This window comes from Mesorhizobium sp. M7A.F.Ca.CA.002.04.1.1 (assembly GCF_004022805.1).
GTDB classification, from domain to species: Bacteria; Pseudomonadota; Alphaproteobacteria; order Rhizobiales; family Rhizobiaceae; genus Mesorhizobium; species Mesorhizobium ciceri.
Map to the genome: position 1 here is coordinate 1 of NZ_RZPL01000395.1, position 5,178 is coordinate 5,178.

General features: G+C 65.4%; 5 protein-coding genes. 4 read left to right on the plus strand and 1 reads right to left on the minus strand.

The window, feature by feature from the left end:
- The coding region (locus ENZ75_RS19950; RefSeq protein ID WP_245481181.1) for an aldolase/citrate lyase family protein at positions 1-358 on the minus strand (358 nt) is incomplete at its 3' end.
- A 339-nt stretch (positions 359-697) separates the two neighbouring features.
- On the opposite strand from ENZ75_RS19950, the gene ENZ75_RS19955 reads away from it, so the two are divergent.
- From ENZ75_RS19955 to ENZ75_RS19970, 4 genes are all read left to right on the plus strand, one after another.
- Positions 698-2,236 (plus strand): DUF4173 domain-containing protein, encoded by a 1,539-nt coding sequence (locus ENZ75_RS19955; protein WP_063169571.1) that lies wholly within the window; start codon positions 698-700, stop codon positions 2,234-2,236.
- Positions 2,237-2,239: 3 nt separating this feature from the next.
- Positions 2,240-2,932 (plus strand): response regulator transcription factor, encoded by a 693-nt coding sequence (locus tag ENZ75_RS19960; protein ID WP_063169570.1) that lies wholly within the window; start codon positions 2,240-2,242, stop codon positions 2,930-2,932.
- Positions 2,923-4,524, plus strand: coding sequence for an ATP-binding protein (locus ENZ75_RS19965; protein ID WP_063169569.1), 1,602 nt, complete (start codon positions 2,923-2,925; stop codon positions 4,522-4,524). Before ENZ75_RS19960 ends, ENZ75_RS19965 begins: the two co-directional genes overlap by 10 nt.
- Positions 4,525-4,553: 29 nt before the next feature.
- A partial coding sequence (locus tag ENZ75_RS19970; protein WP_164887880.1) for an FAD-dependent oxidoreductase occupies positions 4,554-5,178 on the plus strand: 625 nt, incomplete at its 3' end.

The window sequence follows — 5,178 nt, forward strand, 5'->3', positions numbered from 1 at the left end:
CGCTGTGGGGAGCGAAATTATCGTCGAGCACGTCGCCGGCCGCGAGCAGGTCGCGCGGCGTGTCGACCTTGGGCAGAAGGATGCCGTCGGGTTCGCAGCTTGCGGCAGCCAGCAGGTCGTCGGCGCCCCATTCGCCTGATATCGCATTGATGCGCACGATCATCTCGCAGCGTCTCTCGGAATGGCCGGCGAAAATGCCGGCCAGTTTTTCGCGGGCGGCGATCTTGTCGGCCGGAGCGACGGCGTCTTCCAGGTCGATGATGATGGCATCGCAGGCAAGCTGCGCGATCTTGGCCAAGGCCTTGTCGCTGGAGGCCGGGATGTAGAGCACGGAGCGGCGCGGGCGATAGGTTTCCATGGATGATCTATGCCGCTTGTGGGCGGGTGAGGCAAGTCGGGGCATGAAGCTACCAATCTCCCCCACGAGGGGGGAGATCGGCAGCGTTTACCCCTGCACGAAAACTGCACGGGCCTGCGGAAAACCTCCTCGGATCCGCCCTGCCCTTTCCCCGCCCGCTTGCGAGACAAGCGGCATGCACAAGCGAGCAAAGCCCCGTTGGTCCCTGCCTCACCGACTGCGGAGCGAGGGCTGGTGGCTGGCCGATCCGCCGCGCGCGTGTCCCGTCGCAACCCTCATTCCCTTTGTCCGCAGAAGCCCGCCAACGGTTCGGCTGGAAGCCATCAGGAAAGCCAGGTCATGACAGCGTTGTTCTCCGCCGCGCCGAGCTATTGCAGCCGTTTCGGTGTCGCCATCCTGCTGGCAGCGCTCGCGGATTTTCTGTTCTATGGCCAGCCCGCCGGGATCACGGTTTTCCTGTTCGCCCTGCTGATTGCCGCGGCGGTCGTCGCTGTGCACCCGGCCGCCTTCAACGACGGCCGGGTCTGGCTCAAGCCCATCGCCTTGCTTGTCCCGCTGCTGCCGCTGGCTGAAAATGTCAGCACCCTGTCGGTCTCGATCGCGCTGGCGGCGCTGACCGTCTTCGCGCTTTCGTTGAGCGGTCGGCTGCGGCACAGCATCGCCCGCATTGCCGGGCAGATCGTGCTGTTCGGGCTGGCGGCGCCGTTCCGCTTCGTCATTGATTTCATCCGCTGGCGGAGGACGGCGCGGCGGTTCGGTGGGCGCCGCATCCGGCTGGCGGCGATCGCCGTCTGGGTGATGCCGCTGACGCTGGGCGCGGTCTTCCTGGCGCTGTTCGGTGCCGCCAATCCGGTCATCGACTATTGGCTGTCGCTGATCGATCTCGTGAGGCTGCTCGATCTTATCCAGCTGGCGCGGATTGCCTTCTGGCTGTTCGTGCTCGCCGCTGTCTGGGCTTTTCTGCGACCGCGCATGCCGCGCCTGGTTCGCCGCATCCCGCGCGCGTTGCCGGCGGTCAGCGCTCAAGCCGGCAAAACCGCCACCACCATCGAAGACATCCTGTTCGGCAAGGCCGCCATCCTGCGCGCCCTGATCGTCTTCAACATCCTGTTTGCGCTGCAGACGGCGCTCGACGCCGCCTATCTGTGGGGCGGGGCAGCGCTTCCCGATGGGCTGAGCTACGCCTCCTACGCGCATCGTGGCGCCTATCCCTTGATCGTCACGGCACTGCTTGCCGCCGGCTTCGTGCTGGCAGCGCTGCGACCCGGCAGCGAAACCTCGGCCGATCCGCTGATCCGCCGGCTGGTCTATGTCTGGGTGGCGCAGAACATCATGCTGGTCATCTCGTCGATCCTGCGGCTCGACCTCTATGTCGGCATCTATGCATTGACCTACTGGCGCGTCGCCGCCTTTGTCTGGATGGGGCTGGTGGCAGCAGGCCTTGCCCTGATCATTGCCCGCATCGCGCTTAGAAAATCCAACGAATGGCTGCTGTCCGCCAATCTTCTGACGTTATCCCTGACGCTTTATGCCGGCTGTTTCATCAATTTCGCAGCAACGATCGCCAATTACAATGTCGACCATTCCCTCGAAATGACCGGCCAGGGCATTCCCCTAGACGCCTGGTATCTTCACTCGCTCGGTCCGGGCGCGTTTCCCGCGCTTGATCGCTTCCTCGAGCACCAGGGCAAGACGGCGGCCGCCGGCACTGTCCGCGAACTGGCCGGCGTGCGCGGCAGCGACGAAATCTGGTATCGAACTATCCAGCAGAACTGGCGGGCCTGGAGCTTTCGCGACTGGCGGCTGCTTCGATATCTCGACACCAAGGAGCCGTTCGTGATTCCCTCCGCTATCGAACCTTCCATGCCGGGCCGCTGATCCATGCCGCATCACATCCTCGTCGCCGACGATGACCCGCACATCCGCGAGGTGATCTGCTTTGCCTTGGAGAAGGCCGGCATGAAAACGACAGGGGTGGCCGACGGTGCCGCCGCCTTGCAGGCAATCGGCCGCCGGGCACCGGACCTCGTCGTGCTCGATATCGGCATGCCGGAAATGGACGGGCTGGAGGTCTGCCGGCGGCTGCGGCACATATCCGATGTGCCGGTGCTGTTCCTCTCTGCGCGCGACGAGGAGATCGACCGCATCCTCGGGCTCGAAATGGGCGGCGACGACTATGTGACGAAACCATTCAGCCCGCGCGAGCTGGTTGCCCGCGTCAACGTCATCCTGCGGCGCGCCCGCCCGGCGGTGCCCGAACCGGCCGACGACAGGCAGTTTTCGCATGGCAAACTGGCTCTGGCGCCGGCCAGCCATACCGCCAGCTTCGACGGCAAGCCGTTATCGTTGACAGGAATAGAGTTCTCGATCCTGAAGGGGTTCCTGGCGCGGCCGGCGCATGTGCTCGACCGCGACGCGGTGACGGCCAGCGCCTATGCCGCAAACATCCACGTCGCCGGCCGCACCGTCGACAGCCACATCCGCAACATCCGCGCCAAACTGGCAGCCGTGGGTTGCCCAAATGTCATCGAGACGGTGCATGGCGTCGGCTTCCGGCTTGGCCGATGCGGCTGACGGCCTCCAGCAAATGGATCGGCCGCAAATGGCGGCCACGGCTTGCCACGGTCGTCGTCGCCATCCTGATCATGGTGATGGCCTTGCCACTGGTCGGCCTGTTCTTCTTCCGCCTCTACGAGAACCAGCTGATCCGCCAGACCGAGGCGGAGCTGATCGCGCAAGGCGCTGCCATCGCCGCCATCTATGCGCGGGATGTACGTGACGCCGGCATCCCACCGGAAAAGCTCGGTGCGCCGATGCCGGAGCCAAGTGGGGATTCAAGCCGCAGCGTCAATCCGGACCCGCTCTACAGGCCAATCGAACCGCAGCTCGATCTTGCCTCGGATTATGTCCTGCCGACCCGGCCGGCGGCGATGCCGGTGATCGTCGATCCCGCCTTCGCGGTGATCGGCGCGCGCCTGTCCGGCATCCTCGACGCCACCCAGAAAACCACGTTGGCCGGCTTCCGGCTGCTCGACCCCCGGGGCGTCGTCATTGCCGGGCGCGGCGAGGTCGGCCAGTCGCTCAGTGCGGTCGAAGAGGTGCGCACAGCACTTGCCGGCCACTATGCCAGCGCGCTCAGGCTGCGCATTCCCGACCAGCCGACGCCACCGCTCTATTCGGTCAGCCGCGGCACCAAGGTGCGTGTCTTCGTCGCCCTGCCGGTCGCTGTCGACGGCCAGGTCGCCGGCGTCGTCTATGTGTCGCGGACGCCCAACAACATCATCAAGCATCTCTATGGCGAACGCGGCAAGGTGACGTTGGCGGCGATCGCCATTCTCGGCGGCACGCTGCTCATCGGTCTCATCTTCCTGCGCACCGTCAGCCGGCCGATCTATGCGCTGATCGACCGCACCGAGCGCATCGCCGCCGGCGACCGCACGGCGATCCGGCCGCTCGACCACCACGGCACGCGAGAGATGGCGGAGCTGTCCGCAGCCTTCCTCGACATGGCCGAGAAGCTTCAGGCACGGTCGGACTCGGTCCAGACTTTCGCCACACATGTCTCGCATGAGCTCAAATCGCCGCTGACGGCGATCCAGGGCGCGGCCGAATTGCTGCGCGATTCCGGTGGCGCGATGGACGATGCGGAGCGGCGGCGTTTCTCCAACAATATCGTCACCGATGCGGGGCGGCTCAATCTGCTGGTGCGGCGCCTGCTCGACCTGGCGCGCGCCGAAAACCTGGCGCCGAGCGGCGAAAGCACATCGCTCGGTGCGGCACTGTCGCTGCTGCCCGTCGATAGCAGGCTCACGGTTAGCATCGGGGCCGGCGGCGACATCAGATTGCGCATATCGGCCGAGAACGCGGCTATCGTGCTGGCCAATCTCATCGACAATTCGGCCAGGCATGGCGCGACGCAGGTTTCTGTCTCCGCTACGAGCGCCGGCGGCAAGGCGAGCATCCTGGTCAGCGACGACGGTGCCGGCATTTCGCCGAGCAACCGGGCGCGCATTTTCGAGCCGTTCTTCACCACGCGGCGCGAACAGGGCGGCACCGGCATGGGGCTTGGCATCGTGCTGGCCCTCCTGAAAGCGCATGATGGTATGATCGCGCTGGTTGACAGCGAGCGCGGCACGCGCTTCGAGGTCATTCTGCCGGTGGCGTGAAGGACACTATCGGCCGGATCGGAGAGAACATGCGCTACGACATCGTCATCATCGGCGGAGCCATCGTCGGCTCCTCGGTCGCCTATTACCTGCGTGAGCAAGGGTTTTCCGGCACGATCGCGCTGGTCGAGCGTGATCCGCAATTCGCGCATGCGGCAACGACGCTGTCCATGGCCTCGATCCGCCAGCAATTCTCGATCCCGGAAAACATCCGCCTGTCGCAGTTCACGCTGAAGCTGTTCCGGCGGCTGAAGGAAGAGTTCGGGGATGACGCCGATATCGGCTTTCGCGAGGGCGGCTACCTCATCCTTGCCGGCGAGGACGGCTTGCCGATCCTGAGGAGCAATCACCAGGCGCAGATGGCCGAGGGCGCCGACATTGTGCTGGAGGACGCGGATCAGCTGGTGCGCCGGTTCCCATGGCTGTCGACCGAGGGCATTTCAGCCGGCGCCTATGGCCGCACCGGCGAAGGCTGGTTCGACGCGCATGCGATGCTGACGCTGTTCCGCAAGGCGCTGCGGCAGAAGAAAGTCGATTTCATCGCCGCAGATGTCACCGGCATCGCGCGCGATGGCAACCGCGTCACGGGAGTGAGCCTGGGCAATGGCGAGACGCTGGAGGCTGGCATCGTCGTCAACGCCGCCGGCCCTAACG

Bases quoted from the DNA above. Each gene is read 5' to 3' on its own strand.
- ENZ75_RS19955 (WP_063169571.1), top strand. From the start codon at position 698: ATGACAGCGTTGTTCTCCGCCGCGCCGAGCTATTGCAGCCGTTTCGGT.
- ENZ75_RS19960 (WP_063169570.1), top strand. From the start codon at position 2,240: ATGCCGCATCACATCCTCGTCGCCGACGATGACCCGCACATCCGCGAG.
- ENZ75_RS19965 (WP_063169569.1), top strand. From the start codon at position 2,923: ATGCGGCTGACGGCCTCCAGCAAATGGATCGGCCGCAAATGGCGGCCA.